The organism is Glutamicibacter sp. ZJUTW (assembly GCF_008370855.1).
Classification (GTDB): domain Bacteria; phylum Actinomycetota; class Actinomycetes; order Actinomycetales; family Micrococcaceae; genus Glutamicibacter; species Glutamicibacter nicotianae.
On the sequence record NZ_CP043624.1, the window covers coordinates 123,426 to 145,853 of the forward strand.

At 64.4% G+C, this 22,428-nt stretch carries 27 protein-coding genes and 1 tRNA gene; 9 read left to right on the forward strand and 19 right to left on the reverse strand.

The features are described 5' to 3' along the window. Positions 1-78: 78 nt before the first annotated feature. Complete coding sequence (locus tag F0M17_RS00585; RefSeq protein WP_073707986.1) at positions 79-555, forward strand: hypothetical protein; 477 nt, start codon at positions 79-81, stop codon at positions 553-555. A gap of 82 nt (positions 556-637) precedes the next feature. Next, a complete protein-coding gene (locus F0M17_RS00590; RefSeq protein WP_038993600.1) occupies positions 638-835 on the forward strand; it encodes a helix-turn-helix transcriptional regulator in 198 nt (65 codons plus the stop codon). On the opposite strand, the gene F0M17_RS00595 is transcribed toward F0M17_RS00590, so the two are convergent. From F0M17_RS00595 to F0M17_RS00610, 4 genes are all read right to left on the reverse strand, one after another. Next, a complete protein-coding gene (locus tag F0M17_RS00595) occupies positions 832-1,860 on the reverse strand; it encodes an inorganic phosphate transporter (protein WP_121865922.1) in 1,029 nt (342 codons plus the stop codon). The genes F0M17_RS00590 and F0M17_RS00595 overlap by 4 nt on opposite strands. A 4-nt stretch (positions 1,861-1,864) precedes the next feature. Next, positions 1,865-2,479 carry a hypothetical protein gene (locus F0M17_RS00600; protein WP_038993652.1) on the reverse strand — a complete coding sequence of 205 codons (615 nt, stop codon included), beginning with the start codon at positions 2,477-2,479 and terminating at the stop codon, positions 1,865-1,867. A 238-nt stretch (positions 2,480-2,717) separates the two neighbouring features. Next, entirely contained in the window at positions 2,718-3,884 is a 1,167-nt protein-coding gene (locus tag F0M17_RS00605; RefSeq protein ID WP_233125406.1) for an MFS transporter, read from the reverse strand. A 108-nt stretch (positions 3,885-3,992) separates the two neighbouring features. Further along, complete coding sequence (locus F0M17_RS00610; RefSeq protein WP_073707958.1) at positions 3,993-4,658, reverse strand: hypothetical protein; 666 nt, start codon at positions 4,656-4,658, stop codon at positions 3,993-3,995. A gap of 160 nt (positions 4,659-4,818) precedes the next feature. On the opposite strand from F0M17_RS00610, the gene F0M17_RS00615 reads away from it, so the two are divergent. Continuing rightward, positions 4,819-4,891 (forward strand) — tRNA-Lys (locus tag F0M17_RS00615). Between the two features lie 90 nt (positions 4,892-4,981). Here the strand turns inward: F0M17_RS00615 and F0M17_RS00620 are convergent. The 8 genes from F0M17_RS00620 to F0M17_RS00655 all read right to left on the reverse strand — a co-directional run bounded on the left by F0M17_RS00620 (position 4,982) and on the right by F0M17_RS00655 (position 11,582). After that, positions 4,982-5,572 carry a dienelactone hydrolase family protein gene (locus F0M17_RS00620; RefSeq protein ID WP_149596107.1) on the reverse strand — a complete coding sequence of 197 codons (591 nt, stop codon included), beginning with the start codon at positions 5,570-5,572 and terminating at the stop codon, positions 4,982-4,984. Between the two features lie 18 nt (positions 5,573-5,590). Beyond that, on the reverse strand, positions 5,591-5,842 hold the full coding sequence (locus F0M17_RS00625) for a hypothetical protein (protein ID WP_038993609.1): 252 nt from the start codon (positions 5,840-5,842) through the stop codon (positions 5,591-5,593). A 75-nt stretch (positions 5,843-5,917) separates the two neighbouring features. Then, complete coding sequence (locus tag F0M17_RS00630) at positions 5,918-7,522, reverse strand: ABC-F family ATP-binding cassette domain-containing protein (protein WP_149596108.1); 1,605 nt, start codon at positions 7,520-7,522, stop codon at positions 5,918-5,920. A gap of 307 nt (positions 7,523-7,829) precedes the next feature. Continuing rightward, entirely contained in the window at positions 7,830-8,309 is a 480-nt protein-coding gene (locus tag F0M17_RS00635; RefSeq protein ID WP_038993611.1) for a hypothetical protein, read from the reverse strand. A 242-nt stretch (positions 8,310-8,551) separates the two neighbouring features. Beyond that, on the reverse strand, positions 8,552-9,334 hold the full coding sequence (locus F0M17_RS00640; protein ID WP_052254090.1) for a CPBP family intramembrane glutamic endopeptidase: 783 nt from the start codon (positions 9,332-9,334) through the stop codon (positions 8,552-8,554). A gap of 156 nt (positions 9,335-9,490) precedes the next feature. Further along, positions 9,491-10,192 (reverse strand): demethylmenaquinone methyltransferase, encoded by a 702-nt coding sequence (locus F0M17_RS00645; RefSeq protein ID WP_038993613.1) that lies wholly within the window; start codon positions 10,190-10,192, stop codon positions 9,491-9,493. Positions 10,193-10,248: 56 nt separating this feature from the next. Continuing rightward, a complete protein-coding gene (locus tag F0M17_RS00650) occupies positions 10,249-11,232 on the reverse strand; it encodes an SRPBCC family protein (protein ID WP_149596109.1) in 984 nt (327 codons plus the stop codon). A gap of 11 nt (positions 11,233-11,243) precedes the next feature. After that, positions 11,244-11,582 (reverse strand): helix-turn-helix transcriptional regulator, encoded by a 339-nt coding sequence (locus tag F0M17_RS00655; RefSeq protein WP_038993615.1) that lies wholly within the window; start codon positions 11,580-11,582, stop codon positions 11,244-11,246. 216 nt (positions 11,583-11,798) lie between these two features. Between F0M17_RS00655 and F0M17_RS00660 the strand changes: the two genes are divergently transcribed. Then, entirely contained in the window at positions 11,799-13,019 is a 1,221-nt protein-coding gene (locus tag F0M17_RS00660; protein ID WP_052254091.1) for a GAF domain-containing protein, read from the forward strand. Between the two features lie 9 nt (positions 13,020-13,028). Here F0M17_RS00660 and F0M17_RS00665 read toward each other — a convergent pair whose 3' ends face one another. Then, entirely contained in the window at positions 13,029-13,937 is a 909-nt protein-coding gene (locus F0M17_RS00665) for a LysR family transcriptional regulator (RefSeq protein WP_149596110.1), read from the reverse strand. Positions 13,938-14,012: 75 nt separating this feature from the next. Here F0M17_RS00665 and F0M17_RS00670 point away from each other — a divergent pair, with 75 nt between their 5' ends. From F0M17_RS00670 to F0M17_RS00690, 5 genes are all read left to right on the forward strand, one after another. Further along, complete coding sequence (locus F0M17_RS00670; RefSeq protein ID WP_073707988.1) at positions 14,013-14,924, forward strand: DMT family transporter; 912 nt, start codon at positions 14,013-14,015, stop codon at positions 14,922-14,924. A gap of 123 nt (positions 14,925-15,047) precedes the next feature. Continuing rightward, a complete protein-coding gene (adh, locus tag F0M17_RS00675; protein ID WP_149596111.1) occupies positions 15,048-16,571 on the forward strand; it encodes an aldehyde dehydrogenase in 1,524 nt (507 codons plus the stop codon). Positions 16,572-16,736: 165 nt separating this feature from the next. Next, on the forward strand, positions 16,737-17,762 hold the full coding sequence (gene adhP / locus F0M17_RS00680; RefSeq protein ID WP_066144596.1) for an alcohol dehydrogenase AdhP: 1,026 nt from the start codon (positions 16,737-16,739) through the stop codon (positions 17,760-17,762). A gap of 71 nt (positions 17,763-17,833) precedes the next feature. Beyond that, positions 17,834-18,247: a DUF779 domain-containing protein gene (locus F0M17_RS00685; RefSeq protein ID WP_038993619.1), complete on the forward strand. Its 414-nt coding sequence runs from the start codon at positions 17,834-17,836 to the stop codon at positions 18,245-18,247. Positions 18,248-18,268: 21 nt separating this feature from the next. Next, on the forward strand, positions 18,269-18,721 hold the full coding sequence (locus tag F0M17_RS00690; protein WP_149596112.1) for a pyrimidine dimer DNA glycosylase/endonuclease V: 453 nt from the start codon (positions 18,269-18,271) through the stop codon (positions 18,719-18,721). Here F0M17_RS00690 and F0M17_RS00695 read toward each other — a convergent pair. From F0M17_RS00695 to F0M17_RS00715, 6 genes are all read right to left on the reverse strand, one after another. Further along, complete coding sequence (locus F0M17_RS00695; RefSeq protein ID WP_149596113.1) at positions 18,718-19,701, reverse strand: diaminopimelate dehydrogenase; 984 nt, start codon at positions 19,699-19,701, stop codon at positions 18,718-18,720. The two genes, F0M17_RS00690 and F0M17_RS00695, sit on opposite strands and share 4 nt — an antisense overlap. A 294-nt stretch (positions 19,702-19,995) precedes the next feature. Then, positions 19,996-20,157: a hypothetical protein gene (locus F0M17_RS17340; RefSeq protein ID WP_162989147.1), complete on the reverse strand. Its 162-nt coding sequence runs from the start codon at positions 20,155-20,157 to the stop codon at positions 19,996-19,998. Between the two features lie 35 nt (positions 20,158-20,192). Beyond that, complete coding sequence (locus tag F0M17_RS00700) at positions 20,193-20,471, reverse strand: metal-sensitive transcriptional regulator (protein WP_038993621.1); 279 nt, start codon at positions 20,469-20,471, stop codon at positions 20,193-20,195. Positions 20,472-20,513: 42 nt separating this feature from the next. Next, a complete protein-coding gene (trxA, locus tag F0M17_RS00705) occupies positions 20,514-20,885 on the reverse strand; it encodes a thioredoxin (protein WP_149596114.1) in 372 nt (123 codons plus the stop codon). A 25-nt stretch (positions 20,886-20,910) separates the two neighbouring features. Next, positions 20,911-21,798, reverse strand: coding sequence for a sulfite exporter TauE/SafE family protein (locus F0M17_RS00710; RefSeq protein ID WP_149596115.1), 888 nt, complete (start codon positions 21,796-21,798; stop codon positions 20,911-20,913). 9 nt (positions 21,799-21,807) lie between these two features. Further along, a complete protein-coding gene (locus F0M17_RS00715; RefSeq protein ID WP_038993625.1) occupies positions 21,808-22,413 on the reverse strand; it encodes a rhodanese-like domain-containing protein in 606 nt (201 codons plus the stop codon). Between the last annotated feature and the right edge of the window lie 15 nt (positions 22,414-22,428).

Sequence of the window (22,428 nt, forward strand, 5' to 3'; positions counted from 1 at the left end):
ATTCACGTAAAGCTCCCTTGACTGTAAAGCGACCTTGTCAGTAAAGTGAGGTTTACATTTATTGGAAAGGGGGCAGTGGTGGATTCAAAAGAGTCAGTTGGCCAAAGCAAATGGGGTCGTTCGCGATTCGGCGGATCGACAGCCCTGCTGATCATCCTGTCACTGCTCGGGGGGCTGGTGCTCTGCGCTGCCATGGCGCTGATCTGGTGGACATTCGGCCCCGAAGCCGATCAGCAGCGCAAGATGCTGTCCGGACTGGTCTTTGCACTGCTGATGCTGCCCGCTGCGTCCGCCTTGTGCTGGGTATTCATGCTGGACAGGGATACTCTGGCCGGAGCCGTGCGGGATCCGGAATCATCCATCGAGGGAAAATGGTACGAGAAGGCGGTTTTCGGAGCATTTCATGATCTGATCGCCCTGTGCGGATTGGGCGCCATGGCGCTGGGTTTGCTGCGCATTGACGTAGAACCGGTGATGCTGCTTGTTGGGGTCGTTCTGCTGGCTGCCGTAGACGTGCTCGTGCGCTACCTGGTGATCAAGAAGGTGGAAGGCTGATGCACAAGCGCGATTCCGATTCCCGCGCCGTAGCATCGGCCCGCTCGCGCTTCGTGCAACCGAGTAAGCGAGCCGAAAGCTAATGGAGAACAATCTCAGTGAATACCGCAGGGAACGCGGGTTCTCCCAGCAGGCATTGGCGGACCTGCTCGGCGTCTCGCGCCAAACTGTCATCTCGCTCGAAAAGGGCCGCTACGATCCGTCATTGCCGCTGGCCTTCAAGCTATCTGCGGTCTTCGGCTGCAGGATCGAAGACCTCTTCGTTCCGGGCGAAAACTAGGCGTTGCCCAGCAGCGGATGCACCGCCAGCGTGAGGATCGCGCCGCAGGCAACGCAGACCACCGGGGTCAGCACCCAGTGCAGCAGCACCTTGGTGACATTGCGCCACACCACCGATTCGAAAGCCTGATTACTGCCGGCGCCGACGATGCCGCTGGTGACCGCCTGCGTGGTGGACAGCGGCAGGTGCAGGACCAGCGAGCCGAGGAACAGCATGGCCGCGGCCACGCCTTGGGCGATCATGCCGCGCAGCGGATCGAAGTTCACCAGCCGGCGGCCGAGCGTGTAGGTGATGCGCCATCCGCCTAGGAGCACGCCGAGGCCCAGCGCCGTGCCGGCGGCCAGCTGGATGGCCCAGGTCACGGGTCCCGGGTCCATCGCATGCCCGGTGATCAGCACCAGTGCGATCATCGCGCCGGTGCGCTGGCCATCTTGCAGCCCCAGCCCCAGCGCTACCGCACAGGCGGCAATGGCTTGGCCTGCGCGCGAGCCGTTGTTGACCGAACCCGAGGAATTATGGCGCATCAGCCAGGTCGCCGGAATCACCAGCACGTAGGACAGCAGGTAGGCAATCACCGGGGTGATCAGCAACGGCAGAAGCACCGAGCCGAGCAGCAGCCCCCAGGCACCGGACATCGGCAGGTCGCCCATGAAGGCCGAGGCGCCGCTGGCGCCCACCAGTCCGGAGAACAACGCGTGGGTGGAACTGACCGGCAAGCCGCGCCACCAGCAATACAGTCCCCAGGCGCCGGCGGTCAGCAGGCCGCAGATCAGCAGCTTCAAGCCGACGACGCCATCGGGGACGTTGAAGTTCAGCTTGTCCACCAGCGCCACGCTCAGCCCCGAGGTGGCTAGGGTGCCGAGGAAGGCGAATACTGCCGCCACGGAGACCGCTATGGCCGGGCGCAGCGCCCTGGTGCGCACCGAGGCCGCAACCGCGGTGGAGGCATCCCTGAAGCCGTTGAGCACGCCATAGCCCAGCGTGAGGACGATCGCGATTCCGGTGAGGACCGAAAGGATGGTCATGTCCCTAGGACTCCTTCACCAGCACGCGACCGAGGTGGTCGGCAAACTGGCGCAGGGTGTTGGCCGTGAGCATCAGGTGGTCGGCCACGCGCTGGTGGCGGTGGATCGTGCCTGCCTTGGCGAACTTCGAGATCTCGTTGACCCATACCAGGTGGGTGCGCGCCGCGCGCTTGGAGAACTGCAGCATCTGCAGCCAGTTGTCTTCCAGGTCATCGAGGTTGTGCAGGCGCTGGACCGAATCGGAGGCCAGTTCGGCCAGCTGCGAAATGAGTTCAAGCTGCTCCGAGGAACGCTCGGAGAGCGGGGTGGAGCCAACGGTCATGATCAGCTCGCCGGTGCCGCGCAGGTGTTCCATGGTCTCGTGCAGCAAACGCGAGAGGGTGTACATGTCTTCGCGGGGAAGCGGGCTGATATAGCTGGTGCGCAGGTGGGTGAGCACCGCGTGCACCAGGTCGGAGGCCTCGGCTTCCGCGGCAGCCAAATCCCGCAGCTGATCTGCACGGGTGTCGGGTGAGCCGATCATCTCGGCGACATTGGCAACGGAGGAGCGAATGGTCGTGGCCAACCCGCACAGCAACTCGATGCCGCGCGAGGCGGAGGGAAAGATCTGGAACTTCACTTTTCGGCGCACCATTCGATTCGACTGTTATTGGTACCAACGCAGAACAGTTTACGACGCGGAAGTTAACGCCGGTTACTTGATGGTGCCGGACCGGGAACGCCTCTCGGCGGAAGGCCGCTCGAAGCGGCAGAATTTTGGAGCCCGGGGTTACCAGCAGCCCGGCACCGTTATCTAGTGTTCTCGCCTGACCGGTGCGCTGTCAACCGCCGGGGTGGTGCTCGTGCGGTTTCTCACGCTACCGGCGCAGGCCCTTTTCCGCTCCGCTCAGGCAGAGCAGTGCGCAGCAGAACCAGATCGCGCCCGCAGGACCCAAGCCGGCGGCGACAGTACTTGAGATAACCGGCAAAGCTACTTGTCCGACGCGGTTTCCCATGAGCCTGACGGCCAATGCCGCGCCGCGGTCCACCGCCGGCACCGACGTGGAAATCATCGTCATGGTCATCGGCTGGCCCAGGCCCAGGAAGAAGCCGCCGACCAGCAGCGCCGCCCCGGCAGCCCAGAGCGAATCGATGAACGCCGGAGCCAGGGCGATGGCGATGCCCGAAACCCACAAGCTGGTGACCAGCAGGTGATTGCGCTCGAAGTGGGCCGAGAGCTTCGGAATGAACAGCCGCGAAATAACCGAAGCGAAACCTCGAATGGCCAAAAGCACACCAACATTTTCCGGTGTGACGCCATGTTTCTCCGCCACCAGCGGCAAGAATGCGGTGAGGATGTCCAGCATCGCCAGCAGGGTCATCGAGGCGAACATGTGCGAGGCCATGCCCCTGATGCGCAGCACCGAAGGAATGGAGGCCTTGGACTTCGGCGGACGGGTCTGCGACGCCGATTTGGAGATCTTCGGCTGCCAGCTCGGAAGCAGGAAGGGGACAGCCAGCAGCGAGCACCCGGCGGCAATCCACAGCGACAGGCTGATATCGGCAACACGCTCGGCGGAGAGCGCGTCGGTGCCGGAGCCGAGCACCATTCCGCCGATCAACGGCCCGATGAATTGCCCAGCGGCATAGGCGGCAGTGAACCAGCCGAACCCCTTGTCCAGATCGCTGTCGGGGAAGAACCGGGCAATCGACGATTGCCCTCCAATGGTGAACATCAAGTGCCCAAGCCCCAGCACGGCGCTGGCCAGCGCCACGGTCAGCGCATTCGGCGAGAAATTGATGCCGATGCCGCCGGCGGCCAGAAGGGCGACGCCGGCAACCATCAGGAAGCGGATCCTGCGGATGCGCGAACTGACCCGGCCCAGCATCATCGCGGTGAACAGCGGAAGGATCGCATAGGCGGCCGTCACCACGCCGACGGTAAACGCGCCGGAGCCGAAGGAGATGAGCTTGTAGGTGGTGACCGGCCGGATGAGGTTCAGCGCTGTTTGGGATAGCAGCGCCGTCGCGATCAAGATCAGCAACCAGCGTACGAGTCCTGAAGAGTTGGTCCTCGATGCGGCGCCCACACCCACCTGCCTAGAATTGAGGGGTAACTTCCTCAATCCATCCTAATGGCGCGGGAGCGCCTTTCAGTCCAATGCGTCCTGGCGCCACAACCGGGCGCAGACTTCCAGATCAGCGGCCGTAGCCGTCAGCGCCTTGGCCTGCTGCGTCAGCTTCGTTCCCCGGTCGCTGTTGGAGAAATCTGCGGCATCGGCATGCTCGGTCATGCCAAGGGCCACGACCCGGCAATAGGCGGCAGTGCGTTCCAGGGCGTGGGCGAAGTCTCCGTTGAAGGCGCCGGAGAGAATCGACCCGGTCATCTTCTTCATTTCTTCGGCGGTCGGCGGTTCGGCCACCCCGGCGACGATGCGTTCGACCTGGGCACGGTGGGCTCCGGCCTGGAACCGTGCCGCGTGCACTTCCGGCTTGCCCATGGTGGCCGCGCGGACCGCATACAAGCGCCACAGCGCGCCGGGCAGGGAATGGGCGGGAGCTTCGCTCCACAGCTCAGCGAGCACCTCCAAGCCCTCTTCCTCGGCAACGGCGATCAGCCGGCGTGAAACTTCGGGGTCGTTGTTGGCAATGCCGCGTTGCACGAAAGCCTGGGCAGACAAATGAGCGGCCTCGGAGACGCGCGCCGGGTCAGCGCCTCCTTCGTAGGGCTCGAAATCTGCCGGGGCGAAGGGGCGTGGCTTGTGATGGCGGAACCCCGCATCCTGGGCTACTTTTGATCCTGCACGTGCACCTCTCATGCGCTCCAGAATACTCGCTGAACCTGAGTTCTCAGTCAACAGGTGATTTAGCTTGCAAACCCCAAGATCAAGCGGGAATTACGGGCTGCCACGGTGCGGATTACGCCGATTAATGATCATGCCGGTCCATCGGGTAGTATGGATTTTGGCCTTGTGCCGTGCGCCTTTAGCTCAGCTGGTAGAGCACTGGACTTTTAATCCATTGGTCGCGGGTTCGATCCCCGCAGGGCGCACAGAGTGAACCGGACCCGGCTTGCAGACGCAAGCCGGGTCCGGTTTTTCAATTCATTGTCCAGCATGGAACCGCCGGGCTGCCCCTCCTGCTAAACGTAGCGCTCCAGGAATTTGATGATGCGCTCCATCACCAATGCGCGAGCTTCCGGGGCATGCGAGCGCAGCGAGCTGTCGGTGAACAGGTGCTTGTCGCCAGGGTAGGTGAACAGCTCGGCGAGCCCTGCGCCCTCATTGCTGACGAAGCGCTGCGCTGCTTCCAGATCGCCTTCCTTCGCGAAGAACGGATCCTGGTCCATGCCGTGGATCTGCACCGGCACGCCTTCCGGCCACGGCCCGAAGCTCCACTCGGCTTCCAAGTCCACAAAGGATTCCAGCAGGACCGCGGCGACGGCGCCGGGGCGTTGCTGCGCGCACTGCTGGGCCAGCGCGGCACCCCACGAAGTGCCGATGTATACCAGCTCTTCGGGCAGCTTGGCGAAGAGCTTGTCGACGCGTTCCTGGATCTTGTCCTCGGTCATCTTGCCCGCCATGCGCATGCCCGTGTCGAAATCCTTGGGCAGCTTGCCGGCGTACAGGTCCACCGGGTGCACCGTGTGGCCGGCCGCGCGCAATTCAGCGGCCATCTGCTGCACCCCAGGGGTCAGGCCCTGGACGTGATGGAAAAGAACGATCGTAGCCATGGGTGCTCCTATTGGTTGCTAGCGTTCGTCGACCAGGTTCTCAATGCGCCGCGGCAGGTGCTCAATGGCCACGTCCCAACCGGGCATCTGGCTATTGATTTCCACGCTGTAACCCTCAACCAGCATGAATTCTGCGCAGGTGAGCGCCTCCTGGCCGGAACCCGTTTCATAGATGAAGGCTCGTTTGATGTCCTGCCAGAGCAGGGTCGCGGACTGGTCGATCACGAGGCCGGTGTTGACGACTTCGACGGTGCGCTGGGGATAGGACATGTTCAACTTGCTTTCGGGGTCCTCGGCGGTGTGCTTTGAACAAGTCTAGACCGGCAGCGCACCGCCGTGGGGTTATCAAACCGGATCCGGATAGGATTTCGCCAAGGTTCCCCCGGGGCCGGTTTCCAGCAAATAGTCCAGATCCAGCTGCGACAGGAAATGCTGATCGTGGCTGACTACCAGCAACGCACCCTTGTAGGCACCGAGCGCCTCGCTGAGCTGGCGCACGCTGTCCACATCCAGATTATTCGTGGGCTCGTCGAGGATCAGCAGCTGCGGTGTGGGTTCCGCGAGCAGCAGCGTTGCCAGGTAGACCCTGAAGCGCTCGCCGCCGGAGAGCGCCGCCAAGGGACGGTCGGCGCTGGTCCCGCGCAGCAGCAGCCGGGCAAGCATCTGGCGCACGTCGTTCGCGGTTGCCGTTGGAGCCACCGACGCCACATTCTCCATGGCGCTCAGCTGGCCGTCCAGGCCTTCCAGGCGCTGTGGCAGATACCCGACCCGGTCCACGAAAAGCTTTCCGCCCAAACCGCTGCCCGGAGCAACGCCTGCGAGCATCTGCCTGAGCAGCGTGGTTTTCCCCGAACCGTTGGGTCCGACAAGTCCTACGCGTTCGGCTCCCTGGATGATGAACGGGTCTTGCGCTGAACCCAGCACGGCAACCTGCTTGCCGGCGGGCAGCTTCGGATCTGGCAACTCGATATTGATGTGCTCGACCTGGCGTACCCGCTGATCGGCTTCGTCGAGCCGTGCTTGGGCGGAATCGACCTTGCCATCCAGGTGCGATCGCATTTTCCCGGCGTTTGCCTCGGATTTCTGGCGAAGATGGTTCGCCAGGATCTTCGGCATGCCCCCGGAAAGCTGGGTGGCCCGCCCCTTGCGCTTGGCACGGGCCAACTTGGTTTCGGCTTCGACGCGCTGGCGCTTTTCCACCTTCAGCGAGGCCTGGGCGGTTCTGGCTGCCTGCTCGGCTGCCAGCTGCTCGGTTTCCAGCTGCTCGCGATATGCGCTGTAGGGCCCTCCGTAAACGCTGAGCTTCCCATCGTAGAGCTCCACCGTGTGCTCCATGAGCTCGAGCAGCTCGATATCGTGGCTCACCACGACCAGCGTGCCCTTCCACGTGCGGACCAGCTCGTAGAGCAATTCGCGGGTGGGACGATCGAGGTTATTCGTCGGCTCGTCGAGCAAGGTGATGGGTGAATCGGCGATGCGCAGCCCGGTCACTGCCAGGAGCATCGCTTCGCCACCCGATAGCGTGGATGCCTTCCGGCCCAGATCCAGGCCGCCGAAACCCAGCGGCTCCAGTTCGGCGCGGACCCGGGCTTCCACATCCCAGTTGGCACCCACCGCGTCGAAATGCGCTGGGTCCACACTGCCGGATTCGATAGCCTCCAAGGCTGCCAGGATCCGCTGTATCCCCAGCAGTTCGGCGACGGTTGGGTCCTGGTCCAGAGCCAGCGTTTGCGGAAGGTAGCTCAGCGGTGCGCTCGTTTCCGCCGTTCCGCTGGTTGGGTGCAGCTGCCCGGCGATCAGTTTCAGCAACGTCGATTTGCCGCTGCCATTGGCGCCGATCAGCCCGGTCCGCCCGGAGGGAAAAGTGCCGTCCAAGTTGGCCAGGGCGATTTCTCCCGAGGGCCATGCGAAGCTGAGATGGTTCAGGGTAATGGGTGGTGTCAAAGGCATGCAGGTTCCTCCCGCTAATGCGAAGGGGCTGCCGACTTGGGGGATCACAGAAATGGCTCAACCTCGAAGAGGGGCCGGAAAAGAAAAGGATACCGAAGCCGGTAGCCGAAATGAACAAGTTGCACCGTACAGAATCGGTGCAGGGTCATTGGCTGGCTTAGTAGGTATCCATGCCAAAGAGTGTAGCAGGGAGGAAAACAGGAATTAACCCCTCAGCGCAAGAAGACTGGCATCCACTCCCGGTTGTGCGCGTGGACCAGCGTTAGGAACAGGACAAGGTCGACGGTAGGGAACAGGCCCCAAAGTTCTAGATCTCAAACATTCGGATCACCCTGTCGCTGAGCAAGACCTGGTAGGGCATCTGCTTCAATCTTGCAGCATCAATATCGATACCACGTCGTTGGGCCGCAGCGGCAATTTCGTCCCACGGATGATCCCCGGACCTTTCCGGGTCATCGATCCGCACCAAATCAAGAATCTCGGCAATCAGTTCATCTGACGACCGCCTCCACCTGGCGGGCCCGGGCCCATGGGATATGGCTGTGAAGCCACGATCCAGATCCAAACTGATCATCGACCCATCGCTCATCAAAATGCATTGCGTGATTTTCACGCTGATGCTTGGCCTCAAATTGTCCGTCAGGGTCTCATCCATGTCGCAGACCGCTGCAATCGACATTGCATTCAGAGTGCTAACCATCGTATGCGGCAGCACGGGAAAAGTTCCAGACTCGTACTCGCCGTGCAGCGGCGCGTAGTGGAATCCCTTTTCGTCGAAATCACTCATAGCCGATCCGCCCTTAGAGGTCCTGGGCGCCTATTGGCTGGCAGCAGTTTCCCGTGGATCGTGCAACGCGGCGATCCGCTCGTGGTCTGGCTCACGGTCGCAGGGGAGCCGGAATAAGGATACCGAAGCCGGTAGCCGAAATGAACAAGCTGCGCCGTTCAGAATCGGTGCAGGGGCATTGGCTGGCTTGGCAGGTGTCCATGCCAATGAGGGTAGCAGGGCGGAAAACAGGAATTAGCCCCTCAGTACATGAAGACCGGGAGCCATTCCCGGTTGTGCGCGTGGACCAGCGCGAGGAACAGGACAAGGTCGAAGATCAGATGCACACTTACGACATAGGACAAGGACTTCGTCAGCTTGAAGGTATAGCCCTGCAGCAGGGCGAAGGGGAAGGTCAGCAACGGGCCCCAGGATTGGTAGCCGATCTCCCACAGGAAAGAGGAGAAGATCACCGCTTGCAGGATATTGGCCTGCCAGTCGGGAAAGTGCTTGCGCAGCAAGGCGAATGCCGTGCAGATGAAGAACAGCTCGTCCCAGATGCCCACTGAGTTGACTCCGATGAAGAGTCGCCAGAAGATCGCTGGGTCCGAGGCGTCTGGCCAGTTCTGATAGACGCCGGTGCTGATCAGATACACCGGCAGAACGAGGAAGCCCAGCGCCACCACTGCCAGCAGATACAGTTTCGCTGCCAACGGCCACTTGCGACCGGTGTTCACAGGGAACTTGATAATTTGCTCCCGCAAGGCGAATCGCGAAATCAGCCAGGGCAGCAGGACCGCCGCTGCCAGCGCCGTGCCCATCTGCGCCATGTGGCCCAGGCTCAGGTCCGCGTTGAGCGGAACCAGGCTGATGATCACCAGCCCTGCCGCGATCATTGACAGATGCTGGGCGAGCCTGCGGTCGATGAGAGCTGCGCACAGCAGGCTCAGCGCCAGCAAGCCGTAGCCCGCAGGGCCGTTGCCGGCGCCGAAGAGCAGCGCTGCGGAGGCCGAGAGCAAGGCGGCGGGCAGCAGCTTCCAGCTCATCGCGCAATGCCGCGATTCGGTCGAGGTCCGGCTCACGGACTCAAGCATGCCAGCTGGACTGGAAGAATAACACCACCCGCGTTCGCGGGTCAGGCACTTAAAGGCTTTTGGCCCGCATCCGGTGGATGCGGACCAAGAAGAAATTCTGCGGAAGCCCTACTTCCAGGCGCGGTGAACGGCGACGATGCCGCCGGTCAGGTTCCGGTATTCCACGTTCTTCCAGCCGACGTTGACGAACTTGGCGCCCAGCTTTTCCTGGTCTGGCCAGGCGGCAATGGACTCAGCCAAGTAGGCATAGGCGGAAGGGTTAGGCGACACCAGGTAGCCCAGCGCAGGGATGACGCGCGGCAGGAACTGCTGGTAGGCCACCTTGACCGGGGTGACGGTCGGGGTGGAGAACTCGGCGACGACGATTCGGCCGCCGGGCTTGGTCACGCGGCGCATTTCCGACAGCGCCTTCTCGGTGTCATCGATATTGCGCAGGCCATAGGAAATGGTCACCGCGTCAAAGGTGTCATCTTCGAAAGGAAGCTCATGGGCGTCGCCGTACACGAAGTCCAGCTGCGGGTAGCGCTTGCGGCCCTCGGCGAGCATGCCGTTGGACATGTCGCAGGCGGTCACCTTTGCGCCGGCTTCGGCCAGCGGGACCGAGGAAGTCCCGGTACCTGCAGCCAGGTCGAGAATGCGCTCGCCGGGCTTCGGCGCGATCGCCTCGGTGGTGATCTTGCGCCAGTAGTTCACGATGCCGCCGGTCATCAAGGTATTGAGCAAGTCGTAGCGAGGAGCCAGCTTGTCAAACATGTCCTGAACCTGATCGGCCTGCTTATCCAGGCCTGCGCGCGCATTCTGAGAACTCATGGGTCTAAGTCTTTCATATATGCGCGCGCCAAGGCGCCGGATGTGGGGCGAATCGCTTAGAGAATCGATTCCAGCCGGGCGTAGCTGGCTTCCATGCCATCGGCCATTCCGGTGGCGAGCATCGCGTCGCGAGCGGCCTTGTCGCGGTAGGTGACCAACGTGGTCACCAAGGTGCCGCCGGTGGTGCTGGTGAACGTCAGCTGGTTGACGGATCCGGGCACGCCGGAACCGAGCATTTCCTCTCCGCCTTCGAGCTGCTCGGTGCTCGCTTCATAGTGGCCCTCAACGCGTTCGAGGATCTTTCCGCTGAATCCGAATCCCTTGCCGCCGTCGTCAGGGGCCCACCACAGCAGGTAGCTCTCGCCGACGCCGACGGCCAATTCGCATTTGGTCATCTTCCAGCCATCGGGACCGTATTGCCAGCGCTTGACCAGTTCCGTGTCGTGGTGGGCGTCCCAGACCTGCTGGCGGGTGCCGCGGACCAGGCGGCTGACGCGAACCTGCGTGTCGTTGAGCAGTTCGGCTTCGGTGGCGAAGTTCTGCGCGTAGTCCCGCAGGTCGATGAGCACCTGCTCGATCTGGCTCATGGCCGAGCGTGTTCCGTCGATCATTCCCATTGCGACGACCTGTTCCAGGTCCGCCGCCGAAGCGTAGGTTCCGGTGACCGTGAGCTTCGTGCCTTCGGGCAGCGGGTCGAAGGTGAAGACCAGCCGCGAGGTGGGCAACTTGGCGTTCGGGCTGCCGTCATTGTTCGCGAAACCATCGATGACCTCGAAGAATTTCTGGTCGACCACTTCCTGCCAGTGCCAGTATCCGTGGAACTGTTCGCCTTCGGGCGAGGTCATGTGATAGTTCGAGTAGCCTCCGGCGGCGGCGTCGTGGCGAGTGAAGGTGGCCGGGTACTCTACCGGGCCCCAGAACTTCTCAATCTGGCGCGGGTCGAGGTAGGCGTCCCAGAGCCGGGCCACGCTGACCGGGAATTCTGCGTGGACGGTGAGCGTCAAGGACTGGACATCTTTATCAATGGACGTGACGGGCATGGGAATGCTCCTTAGGTGTCCTCGGAGGCAAGGAAATCGTCGAGCCGGCTGATGCGCTGGCGCCAGATTTCCTCCAAGGAAGAAAGTAGTTCTTGTGCGTGCCGGATGGTGTCCGGCTGGCCGCGGACTATGCGTTCGCGGCCACGTGCGATTTTCCTGACCAGGCCTGCGGCTTCCAGGGCGGCAACGTGCTTCTGCACTGCTGCAAAAGACATGTCGTAGCTTGCCGCCAGATCCGAAATGCTGATCTCGGCGTGAAGCGTCCGCCGCACGATGTCCCTTCGTGTGGCATCTGCCAAGGCGCGGAAGACCTTGTTTACCTGTTCTTCGCTCAGCTCATATACAACCATTTGGTTGTATATTACTCTCTCCCTCGCAGCAGGTAAAGGGGCATTCGGGAAAAGATGGAAAACATTCTGGTTGACTTTTCACCCCCTTTTCCAGTCAATAAGGTGAATTGTCCACTATCAATCTTTGTGCGGCAGCGGGGACTCTTCTCACGGCACCGCCCGTCGCCTAGGCTTGTGGGAACGGCGGAAATCGAGCCTTGCTAGCGAGGAGATTGCATGAGTGGGTTCTCCATTGATTGGCCTGGCGCATCGCGTCGCGCCCAGCATGCTCATGAGCTCTTGGGCTCCAGCGGAGCCGGCGTTGCCGATCTCCCATTGCGTCAGGATGTGCGGGATTCCTGGAAGCGATCATTGGAAAGCTCCGCTGACCTGCGTGTCCCGTCGGTACTGAGCGATGACCATTTGCGTCTGGCGCGCGAACGAAGCGAACTCCAGCGGATCTGGCCAGTTTTCGAAAAACTCCTGGTCCCGTCCGCCATGGACGCCAATCTCCTGGTGGCCCTTGCTGATGCAGGCGGAACCTTGCTGTGGGTAGCGGGTGGAAATGGCGCCATGAGCCAAGCCGAAGGCGTGGGATTCATGGCAGGTGCCGACTGGGCCGAGAAGAGCGTGGGCACGTCCGCGCCGGGGATGGCGCTGGCAACGGGCGCCGGTTCGCAAGTCTCTGGTGCTGAGCACCTCTACGAGCAGGCCCACCGCTTCAGCTGCTCTGCGGTGCCGATTCGCGATCCGCGCACGGGTCAGGTCATTGGCGCAATAGACCTGACCGGCGGCCCGGAGGCCATTGCCACGCACTCGCTGCCGCTGCTGCAAGCCGCGGTCATGGCCGCGGAAACGCAGCTGCTCCTGCCCGGCGCCGGCGTCGTGGCCGACCCCGACTACCTGGACTTGGGGCGCAGTGACGGGGCCCACCTCGGCTCGACGCCCGTATCCCTGCGCCATGCGGAGATCCTGACGCTGCTGGCGCATTACCGCGAAGGCCTGAGCACCGCGCAGCTGGTCGAGGAGCTGTTCGAGCGCCCGGATGCCGCGGCCGAAGGCACCGTCCGCGCCGAAATCGTCAGGCTGCGCAAGGTGCTTGCGGGTTCCCCGGGCCGCAACCTGACCTCGCGCCCCTACCGCCTGCAATGGGACCTGCAGACGACCTTCGGCCGGCTCAGGCAAGCACTGGAAGCCGGCGAACTCGAAGCCGCCCTGCCGTTGTACTCGCCGGGACTGCTGGCCCGCTCCCAAGCACCTGGCATCGTGGCACTGCTGCACCGGATGGAAGCGGCGCTGCGCGAAATGGCGCTGGACCGCGGCACCGCCCGGCAGCTGCTGAACCTGGGCCGCCAGCTGGCCGACTCGGACCTGTTGCGGGCAGCCCTGCGCGAGCTTCCTGCGCAGTCGCCGGCGCGCTCGTTGATCGTTGCCGAGGTCCAGGAACTCGAATCCTGAGGTCCCGGATTATCGCAGTTCGCGCATCTTCTGCAGCACCAGGGCCAGTGCCGGCCACGCGCTGCGTCCGGCACGCGTCCGGGCGAAGGCCCGCAGCCGCAAATCTGGCCGGTGCAGCGGCAGGATCGACAGCCCTTCGCGTGCGGGACGGTTCTCGGGCAGCAGCCCTACCCCCATCCCGGCGAGGACCAGGTCCTCGACCAGGTCGAGGCTGTCGGCGTGGTGGCGCACCCGCGGGCTGAAGCCGGTCATCGAAGACAGCAGGCGCAGCACCGCCTCGTCGGCGATATTGCGCGAGTTGCCGATCCAATCCCGTTCCCGGAAGGCTGCCAGCACGCCAGCCGCTTCCGGCAGCGCTCCCGCGCCCAGGCGCGCTGCATCGGCCGCGGGAACACCCAGTCCCCAGGGGGTGCTCCACAGCTGAAGGGTGTCGACTTCCGGGCCGATCGTGTCCGGGGCCAGGTTGTAGTCGTAGGTCAGGGCCAGGTCGATGTCGTCGGCGGCCAGCCGTTGGAGCGCCTCGGCAGGTTCCAGCTCAAGCACCACGATCTGCACCGCCGGGTGGTCGCTGGCCAGCTGCTGGATGATCGGCATCAAGGTGGTGCGGATGGCCGTGGCGAAACCCGCAACCCGCACCGTGCCCGACGGCGCAGCCTCGGGATCCAGATCCAGCCGGGCGGCATCCACTGCACTGAGGATGCCGCGGGCATGCTCGGCGAGCCGGCGGCCGGCTGGTGTCAACCGCACCCCGCGGCCGTCGGGTGCCAGCAGCTTGACGCCGACCTCCCGTGAGAGCTGTGCGATTTGCTGGGAGACCGTTGAGGTGGTGGTGCCCAGCACGTCTGCCACCGCCCGCATCGAACCGGTGCGGGACAGCTCGTACAGGTATTGCAGGCGGCGGGTTTCCATGGAGAACATTGTCCATGAATCTTGAACGATATGTCGATAATTCTCGCGTGGACATGGATGGCCTGGGTGGTCTCTACTGGATCCATGACTTCAACCCCTGTGCGCGCCGTGAATTCAGCTGGTGCCGGATCGCTGATGGCCGTGGCCTCGATGAGCTGCGTCCAGCTCGGGCTGGCTGCCTCCATCGGCCTGGCCGCAACTCTGGGCTCCGACGGCGTGGCATGGCTGCGGCTGGCCTGGGCCGCGGTGATCCTCGTGGCCTTCGCCCGGCCCTGGCGGCTGCGCTTCAGCCGCTCCACGCTGGTGATGTGCGCGCTGCTGGGGCTGGCTACCGCAGGCATGACGCTCTCCTTCATGCGTGCCGTCGAGACGATCCCGCTGGGCACCGCCAGCGCCCTGGAATTCACCGGGCCGCTGGCCGTGGCGCTGGTCCAGGGGAGGGGTGCCGGGCGCTGGTGGGCCTTGGCCGCGGCGGCCGGGGTGCTGGGCCTGACCGAACCCTGGAGCGGATCGGCCGACCTGGTCGGCGTGCTCTATGCCTTGGGCGGGGCCGTCTGCTGGGCGGCATATGTGCTGCTGACCCAGCGCGCCGGAGATGCGGTGGACGGGGTCGGGGCCCTGTCGGTATCGATGCCAGTCGCGGCCCTGGCCGCCACGCTGGTGGTTGGCCCAGGGGTAGCGGGGCGGCTGGACCTGCCGGTGCTGGCCATCGGCCTGGGCTTGGCCCTGCTGCTTCCCGTCGTGCCCTTCTGCCTGGAGCTGCTGGCCCTGCGCCGACTGGCCGCCTCGGCTTTCGGCACCCTGATGTGCCTGGAACCGGCAATCGCCGCCACCGTCGGCGTGGTCTTCCTGCACCAAGTGCCCAGCATGGCGGCCCTGGCCGGGCTTGTGCTGGTGATCGCCGCAGGCATCGGAGCGGCGCGGACCGGGCGGCGCGACCCGGCTGGCGCCGAGCGCGAACTGCAGCCGGCAGCGCCGGCTCGCCAGCCCGGCTGAGGCCCGTTCCGCCGGCCCGGAACGCTGCAACCTTCCTGCAACCTTTGGGTGACTAGAGTCACATTCAAGGTTCCGCGATGAGGCAATCGCGGCCAGGACATCCGATGAAGGAGACGTGGAGCAATGGCGGTTTACGCAAATCCGAATACCGATGGGGCGCTGGTAGATTTCAAGCCACGCTACGAGAACTACATCGGCGGCGAATGGGTGGCCCCGGTCAAGGGCATGTACTTCGAGAACATCACCCCGGTCACCGGCAAGGTCTTCTGCGAGGTGGCCCGATCCACCGCAGAAGATGTCGAAGTCGCGCTGGACGCGGCGCATGCGGCGGCACCGGCCTGGGGCAAGACCAGCCCGGCAGAACGCGCAGTCATCCTGAACAAGATCGCCGACCGCATCGAGGAAAACCTCGAAATGCTCTCCGTGGCCGAAACCTGGGATAACGGCAAGGCGATCCGCGAGTGCCTGAACGCCGACCTCCCGCTGGCGGTGGACCACTTCCGCTACTTCGCCGGTGCTATCCGCGCACAGGAAGGCAGCCTCTCCCAGCTCGATGAGGACACCACCGCGTACCACTACCACGAGCCGCTGGGCGTGGTCGGCCAGATCATCCCGTGGAACTTCCCGCTGCTCATGGCCGTCTGGAAGCTCGCCCCGGCCCTGGCCGCCGGCAACGCGATCGTCCTGAAGCCGGCCGAGCAGACCCCGGCCAGCATCCTGGTGCTCATGGAGCTGATCGGCGATCTGCTTCCAGCTGGCGTGCTGAACGTCATCAACGGCTTCGGCGTGGAATGCGGCAAGCCGCTGGCATCCAACAAGCGTATTCGCAAGATCGCCTTCACCGGCGAAACCACCACCGGCCGGCTGATCATGCAGTACGCGTCGGAGAACCTGATCCCGGTCACCCTGGAGCTGGGCGGCAAGTCCCCGAACATCTTCTTCGAGGACATCGCCGCCAAGGACGACGCCTTCTACGACAAGGCGCAGGAAGGGTTCACCCTGTTCGCGCTGAACCAGGGCGAAGTCTGCACCTGCCCATCGCGTGCGCTGGTCCAGGAAAGCATCTACGACCGCTTCATGGGGGACGTCGTGGCCCGCACCAAGGCCATCAAGCAGGGCAACCCGCTGGACACCGGCACCATGATGGGCGCCCAGGCATCCAACGACCAGCTGGAGAAGATCCTCTCCTACATGGACATCGGCAAGTCCGAGGGAGCCAAGGTGCTGCTCGGCGGCGGGCGCGCAGATCTGGGCGGGGAACTCTCGGGCGGCTACTATGTGCAGCCGACCATCTTCGAAGGCACCAACGACATGCGCATCTTCCAGGAGGAGATCTTCGGGCCGGTGGTCGCGGTGACCAAGTTCAAGGACTACGACGACGCGATCTCCATCGCCAATGACACGCTGTACGGCCTGGGATCGGGCGTGTGGAGCCGCAACGGCAACGTGGCCTACCGCGCCGGCCGAGCCATCCAGGCAGGCCGCGTGTGGGTCAACCAGTACCACGCCTACCCGGCGCACTCCGCCTTCGGCGGATACAAGTCCTCGGGCATCGGACGGGAAAACCACCTGATGATGCTGGACCACTACCAGCAAACCAAGAACCTGCTGGTCTCCTACTCGGAGGACAAGCTCGGCTTCTTCTAAGCCGGGGAAGCACCATTCCACCCGAACCGTCCGGTTCGGAAATCCATCCCACGAACTTCAAAGGCGCGCGGTCCGCCCAGGACCGCGTCCGGGGCACGATTGGCCTCATTTCCCGGACCCGCAAGGGTGTCGCGCGCCTTTGAAGCCATGCAAAGGACAACGTACATGAGTACCATGAAAGCCGCAATAGTCGAGAACTTCAGCGATGAACTGACGGTCGGGGATACCCCGATCCCGCAGCCCGGACCGGGCCAGGCCCTGGTCAAGCTCATCGCCTCCGGCGTCTGCCACACCGACCTGCACGCCGCAGAGGGCGACTGGCCGGTCAAGCCGAAGCTTCCGCTGATCCCCGGGCACGAGGGCGTGGGCACCGTCGTCGCCGTCGGCGAGGGCGTCACCGAGGTCGAAGAGGGCGATGTGGTCGGCAACGCCTGGCTGGCCAGCGCCTGCGGCAGCTGCGAATACTGCCGCACCGGCTGGGAGACGCTGTGCGAATCCCAGTCCAACGGCGGCTACTCGATGGACGGCTCCTTCGGCCAGTACATGCTGGTGGACGCGAAATTCGCCGCCCGCATTCCCGAGGGCTCCGACCCGCACGAGATCGCCCCGGTGCTCTGCGCGGGGGTGACCGTCTACAAGGGGTTGAAGATGACCGGGGTGCGCCCGGGCCAGTGGGTCGCGATCTCCGGCATCGGCGGGCTGGGGCACATTGCGGTGCAGTATGCGGTGGCCATGGGCATGCGCGTGGTCGCGATCGACGTGGCCGACGACAAGCTCGCGCTGGCCACCAAGCACGGGGCGGAGCTGACGGTGAACGCGTTCGCGCAGGACCCTGCCGCGGTGATCCAGGAGAAGATCGGCGGGACCCACGGGGTGCTGGTCACAGCGGTGCACCCGGCAGCATTCGGGCAGGCCATTGGCATGACCCGGCGCGGGGGAACGATCGTGTTCAACGGCCTTCCCGCCGGCGACTTCCCGGCACCGATCTTCGACATCGTGCTCAAGGGCCTGACCATCCGCGGCTCGATCGTCGGCACCCGCCAGGACATGATCGAGGCACTGGACTTCTATGCGGCCGGCAAGATCAAGCCGACCTTCCACACCCGTCCGCTGGAGGACATCAACGCCGTATTCGACGAGATGCGCCACGCTAAGATCGACGGGCGCGTCGTCATCGACTACACTGCATAGCCCGGTGCGCGGCCCGGCGGGAGCTTCCTGCCGGGCCGCGCGCAGCGGCCCACCATGAACAGGAGCAGGCCATGAGCACCGTCACCGAAACGCGCGCCGCCATCGAGGGAGAGGATTTCTCCCGGGTGGCTTTCACCTCCGACGCCCTTCAGCTGCTGCGCAAGCTGTGGGGGATCCATGGCCCGCTGATGTTCCACCAGTCCGGCGGCTGCTGCGACGGGTCCTCGCCGATGTGCTATCCGGCCGGCGAATTCCGCACCGGCGGATCGGACATCCTGCTCGGCGTGCTCTCCCTGGACGATGCCGAGGGCGCCGCTTTGGGCGAGATCGACTTCTGGATGTCCAAGGAGCAGTTCGAATACTGGAAGCACACCAAGCTGACCGTCGACGTGGTCAACGGCCGGGGCTCCGGCTTCTCCGTGGAGGCACCGGAAGGCAAGCGCTTCTTGATCCGCAGCGAGATCATCGAATTCCCTGCCGGCTAGCACTGGCACTAGTCTGGGCCTATGCGCCTCTGGTCCCTGCACCCCTCACTGCTCGACGCCAAAGGGCTCGTCGCCTGCTGGCGTGAAACCCTGCTGGCGCAGAAGGCGCTGGCGGGCCAGACCAAGGGGTACACGGAGCACCCGCAGCTGCTGCGGTTCAAGGCGCAGCCCGCTCCGCTGGTGCATCTGGGCGGCTACCTGCAGGGCTTGCTAGACGAGGCCGATGCCCGGGGCTATCGCTTCGACGCCGCCAAGATCCTGCATCCGGCAGCCCCCGCGCAGCTGCAGAAGATCCCGGTCACCGGCGGGCAGGTGCGCTTCGAGCGCGAACACCTGCTGCGCAAGCTGGCCGTCCGGGATCCTGCGCGCATCGTCCGCCTGGAACCAGCCGGCCAGCTGGCCCTGCATCCGCTGTTCGTGCAGGTCCCGGGACCGGTGGAGTCCTGGGAGAAGGACCCGCTGGCCGCTTCCTAGAGCAGTTCCGCGCGCAGCTGCGCCGCCGACTTCGGCGAGAGCAGCCCCGGGGCAACGTCGAAGACGGTCTGCGCGCCGGTGATCCCGGCCTGGTTCATGCGGTGCACGGCGCGGGCGTAGGCCACCAGCACGCTGGAAGTGAACTCGGGGTTCGAGCCCAGCGCCAGCGAATACTCGATGACCTGCTTCTGCGCATCGCTGGTGTTGCCCGAGCGGATCACGAAACCGCCGTGCGGCATCGCCGAATGCTCGGCCGCCAGGGTCTGCTCGTCGATGAATTCAACCGTGGTGTCGTACTGGTCGAAGTAGTGCTCCATGGTGACGATCGCTTCGCGCACCGCCTCGGCGTCCGCGCCGTCCTCGAGTACCACGAAGCATTCGCGCTGGTGCTTTTCGCGGGTGCCCAGGGCCGGGCGCTCGCCGGCCCGCACGCGGTCGATCGCTTCCTGGCTGGGTATCGTGTACTGCACGCCGGCGGCGACACCCGGCACGCGGCGCACCGCATCCGAGTGCCCCTGGCTCAGGCCGCGGCCCCAGAAGGTGTAGGTCTCCCCGTCGGGCAGCAGCGCCTCGCCGTACACGCGGTTGATCGAGAACATTCCCGGATCCCAGCCCGCGGAAATCAGCGCGGTCTTGCCGGCGGCCTTGGCCGGGACGTCCACGGTTTCGAAGTACTCGGGGATGCGCGCGTGGGTGTCGAAGCTGTCCACCGTGTTGTACAGCGCCGCGTACTTCGGGCCCTGCTCCGGCAGGTCCGACTTCGAGCCGCCGCACAGGATGAGGACGTCGATCTGGCCGGTGTGCTGCTGAAGATCGGCGATGGCGAAACGCGGTGCCGGGCTGGCCAGCTGCAGGTCCTGCGGGTCGCGTCGGGTGTAGACGCCGACCAGCTCCATGTCCGGGTTCTTCGCGATCGCGGCCTGCACGCCGCGGCCGAGGTTGCCGTAGCCGGCAATGCCAATACGGATTCTAGAGGTCATGATGATGGGATTCCTTTGGGGTCAGCCGGAGCGCGGTGCCGGATGCCTCGCTGACCCGCGGAGCATCCGATCTGCAGCACGCGCATGGTCATTACCTCGGATTATTCCAAAGAACTCTGACACTAGGTAAATGCGAGCTGACTATGTCGCCTGGGTATCCTGAACGGGCAGGCAACTGCCACGGCTCATCGTTGCCACAATGGTTGGCTTATCGGAACCATTGTGTGAACAACGCGAGCTGCTGCGGCCCCCGCGCAGGCATCTGTGGTGGATGGGCGGGGGCGAAGGCAGGTTCTAGCGGCCGAACAGGCGGCTGAAGAAGCCGGTTTTCTGCTCGTTCTCGTGGCCCTGGCAGCGGTCGCGGGCGGGAACGCCGCGCATGACCGAATCAACGTGCTGGCCGCACCCGGCCCATGTGGTCTTGCCGCATTTCTTGCAGGAAACCTGTCGGCACATCGGGTGCCTCCTTTTCTGGCGTGATAGCCGTAGATCTATGAAAGTGAAAGGAAGAGCTTTTCCAGCTCCTCGATGGTCAAGCCGTCCTCGGCTTCGGCGGTCTGCTCCGGATCAACCAGGCAGTGCTGCATGGCCGAGGAAACGATGGCGAATCCTGCGCGGTCCAGCGCGGTGGATACGGCGGAAAGCTGGGTCACCACATCGCGGCATTTGCCGTCGCCCTCCACCGAGTTGATGACCGCATCAAGCTGGCCGCGGGCCCGCTTCAGGCGGTTCAGGATTCGCTTGCGTGTGGCTTCATCCGCATTGCGCATGATGTGCTCCATTTCGAAAAGACCGTGGGGCGGACCCCGGGGTTATGGCTCGGACGTCTGAGCGGCGGCCAGTTCGGCGTGCACGGCGTCCATGTCCAGGTTCTTCAGCGAGACGACCAATTCTTCCAGGCCTCGGGAATCCAGTGCGCCGGGCTGGGAGTAAACCAGCACGCCGTCCTTGAATGCCAGCAGCGTCGGGATGGAAGTGATCTGGGCGGCGGCCGCCAAGTCCTGCTGCGTCTCGGTGTTGACCTTGCCGAAGACCACGTCCTCGTGCAGGCCGGCCGCGGTGTCGAAGACGGGCGCGAAGTTGCGGCACGGGCCGCACCAGGCTGCCCAGAAGTCGACCAGCAGCATCTGGGAGGACTTGACGGTTTCAGCGAAGTTCGTCTCGGTCAATTCTAGCGGTTTCATGGGTATTCCTATGGGTAGATGCGAGCTAGCCCGCAGTCGGGGCCGGGCCAGCGGGGGCTTTGCGCCAGGGACAGATGGCGGCCACTGCCGGGACCTTGGTGCACAGCACCCAGGCAACGGCGACGACCGTGGCGGCACTGGCAAGGACGAGTCCTGCCGGATTCGGCAGTTCCTGGGACAGGACGAAGATGCCCATGGCCAGGACGAAATAGCCGAATCCCCGGCGCAGCTTCTGCTCCGGAACCCGGGCGGTCAGCCGTGCCCCGACCAGCGAGCCGATGATCGCGGCCGCGGTAATGGACAGCGCCAACGGCCAGTTGACCGAAGTGGAATTCAGGTGCCCCAGCATTCCGGAGGCCGAATTCAGCGAGATGACCAGCAAGGACGTGCCGACCGCGTGCTTCATCTGCACCCCTGCCAGCAGCACCAGGGCCGGAACGATGAGGAATCCGCCGCCGGCCCCCACCAATCCGGTAACCATGCCGACTGCCAGTCCGACGGGAATGTACAGCAGCAGCGACCGCCCCTTGGCCGCGGCATCGTTGTCCTTCTTCCGTCCGCGGATCATGTTCCGTGCGCTGGCCAGCATGATGATGGCGAAGGCCGCCATCAGAACGCCACCGGGAATGGCGGCGCTGGCCAGGCCGCCGAGCAGCGCGCCGCTCATGCTCGAAGCGGCGAAGACCAGGCCTGCGGCCCAGCGGACATTGCGGGCCCGCGCATGCGGCAGCAGGCTGGCCAGCGAGGTCGCGCCCACCACGAACAGCGACGTGGTGATGGCCTCTTTGGCTTCCATGCCCGCCACATAAGTGAGCAGTGGAACCATCAGGATGGAACCGCCGCCACCGAGCAGGCCCAGGGCAAGGCCGACGACGACTGACAGGGCCAGGACCAGTATCAAAAATGGTTCCACTGCCCGCGCCTACTTGCCGTGCGGGTTCAGCTGCTGCCCGGCATTGGGGATCTGCGCCAGCGGGTTGGCCTTGCCATTGGTGCTTGCCTTGTTCCACGGCATCTTGGACAGCACGCTGGCCATGGCGCAGGAGTTGCTGGCCGCGGAGTAGACCAGGCCCGCTCCGATGCCCGCGGACAGGTAGCCGAGCTTGGGGCTGGCCAGCTTGGAGCCGATGAAGCCCAGCAGCACCAGCGAGCCTGCGGTCATGCGAACCTGGCGGTCCATGGCCCAGCGCTGGGTGCCGCGCACCACCTCGCCGCCGGACTTCTCCCAGGCGGAGATGCCGCCATCCAGCACGCTGCCGGATTCGATCTGGAGGTCGGCCAGCTTCTGCTGCGCCTGCCCTGCGCGGGTGCCGGACTGGCAGACCAGCACGATCTGCTTGGCCAGCTTGCGGGTCACGTCGTGGGCGTGTTCCGCTACCAGGTCCAGCGGCAGGTTGTACGAGCCGGGGATGTGCACGGATTCGAATTCCGCGGGGGTGCGCACATCCAGGACTGCGACGGCCGAATCCTCGGCGGCCAGCAGGTTCTCCAGGGTCGCGGGGTCCATGACGTTGATGGGGGTGCTCATATTTCGGGTGCTTCC

Excerpts from the sequence above, each read along its gene's own strand:
- F0M17_RS00700 (WP_038993621.1), bottom strand. The coding sequence starts at position 20,471 with ATGCGCAATGCGGATGAAGCCACACGCAAGCGAATCCTGAACCGCCTG.
- F0M17_RS00620 (WP_149596107.1), bottom strand. The coding sequence starts at position 5,572 with ATGGCTACGATCGTTCTTTTCCATCACGTCCAGGGCCTGACCCCTGGG.
- F0M17_RS00695 (WP_149596113.1), bottom strand. The coding sequence starts at position 19,701 with ATGACCTCTAGAATCCGTATTGGCATTGCCGGCTACGGCAACCTCGGC.
- F0M17_RS00715 (WP_038993625.1), bottom strand. The coding sequence starts at position 22,413 with ATGAGCACCCCCATCAACGTCATGGACCCCGCGACCCTGGAGAACCTG.
- F0M17_RS00635 (WP_038993611.1), bottom strand. The coding sequence starts at position 8,309 with ATGAGTGATTTCGACGAAAAGGGATTCCACTACGCGCCGCTGCACGGC.
- F0M17_RS00690 (WP_149596112.1), top strand. The coding sequence starts at position 18,269 with ATGCGCCTCTGGTCCCTGCACCCCTCACTGCTCGACGCCAAAGGGCTC.
- adhP (WP_066144596.1), top strand. The coding sequence starts at position 16,737 with ATGAGTACCATGAAAGCCGCAATAGTCGAGAACTTCAGCGATGAACTG.
- F0M17_RS00645 (WP_038993613.1), bottom strand. The coding sequence starts at position 10,192 with ATGAGTTCTCAGAATGCGCGCGCAGGCCTGGATAAGCAGGCCGATCAG.
- F0M17_RS00665 (WP_149596110.1), bottom strand. The coding sequence starts at position 13,937 with ATGTTCTCCATGGAAACCCGCCGCCTGCAATACCTGTACGAGCTGTCC.
- F0M17_RS00595 (WP_121865922.1), bottom strand. The coding sequence starts at position 1,860 with ATGACCATCCTTTCGGTCCTCACCGGAATCGCGATCGTCCTCACGCTG.
- F0M17_RS00590 (WP_038993600.1), top strand. The coding sequence starts at position 638 with ATGGAGAACAATCTCAGTGAATACCGCAGGGAACGCGGGTTCTCCCAG.
- F0M17_RS00610 (WP_073707958.1), bottom strand. The coding sequence starts at position 4,658 with ATGAGAGGTGCACGTGCAGGATCAAAAGTAGCCCAGGATGCGGGGTTC.
- F0M17_RS00630 (WP_149596108.1), bottom strand. The coding sequence starts at position 7,522 with ATGCCTTTGACACCACCCATTACCCTGAACCATCTCAGCTTCGCATGG.
- F0M17_RS00685 (WP_038993619.1), top strand. The coding sequence starts at position 17,834 with ATGAGCACCGTCACCGAAACGCGCGCCGCCATCGAGGGAGAGGATTTC.
- adh (WP_149596111.1), top strand. The coding sequence starts at position 15,048 with ATGGCGGTTTACGCAAATCCGAATACCGATGGGGCGCTGGTAGATTTC.
- F0M17_RS00655 (WP_038993615.1), bottom strand. The coding sequence starts at position 11,582 with ATGGTTGTATATGAGCTGAGCGAAGAACAGGTAAACAAGGTCTTCCGC.
- F0M17_RS00650 (WP_149596109.1), bottom strand. The coding sequence starts at position 11,232 with ATGCCCGTCACGTCCATTGATAAAGATGTCCAGTCCTTGACGCTCACC.
- F0M17_RS00625 (WP_038993609.1), bottom strand. The coding sequence starts at position 5,842 with ATGTCCTATCCCCAGCGCACCGTCGAAGTCGTCAACACCGGCCTCGTG.
- trxA (WP_149596114.1), bottom strand. The coding sequence starts at position 20,885 with ATGAAACCGCTAGAATTGACCGAGACGAACTTCGCTGAAACCGTCAAG.
- F0M17_RS17340 (WP_162989147.1), bottom strand. The coding sequence starts at position 20,157 with ATGTGCCGACAGGTTTCCTGCAAGAAATGCGGCAAGACCACATGGGCC.
- F0M17_RS00640 (WP_052254090.1), bottom strand. The coding sequence starts at position 9,334 with ATGAGCTGGAAGCTGCTGCCCGCCGCCTTGCTCTCGGCCTCCGCAGCG.
- F0M17_RS00660 (WP_052254091.1), top strand. The coding sequence starts at position 11,799 with ATGAGTGGGTTCTCCATTGATTGGCCTGGCGCATCGCGTCGCGCCCAG.
- F0M17_RS00670 (WP_073707988.1), top strand. The coding sequence starts at position 14,013 with ATGACTTCAACCCCTGTGCGCGCCGTGAATTCAGCTGGTGCCGGATCG.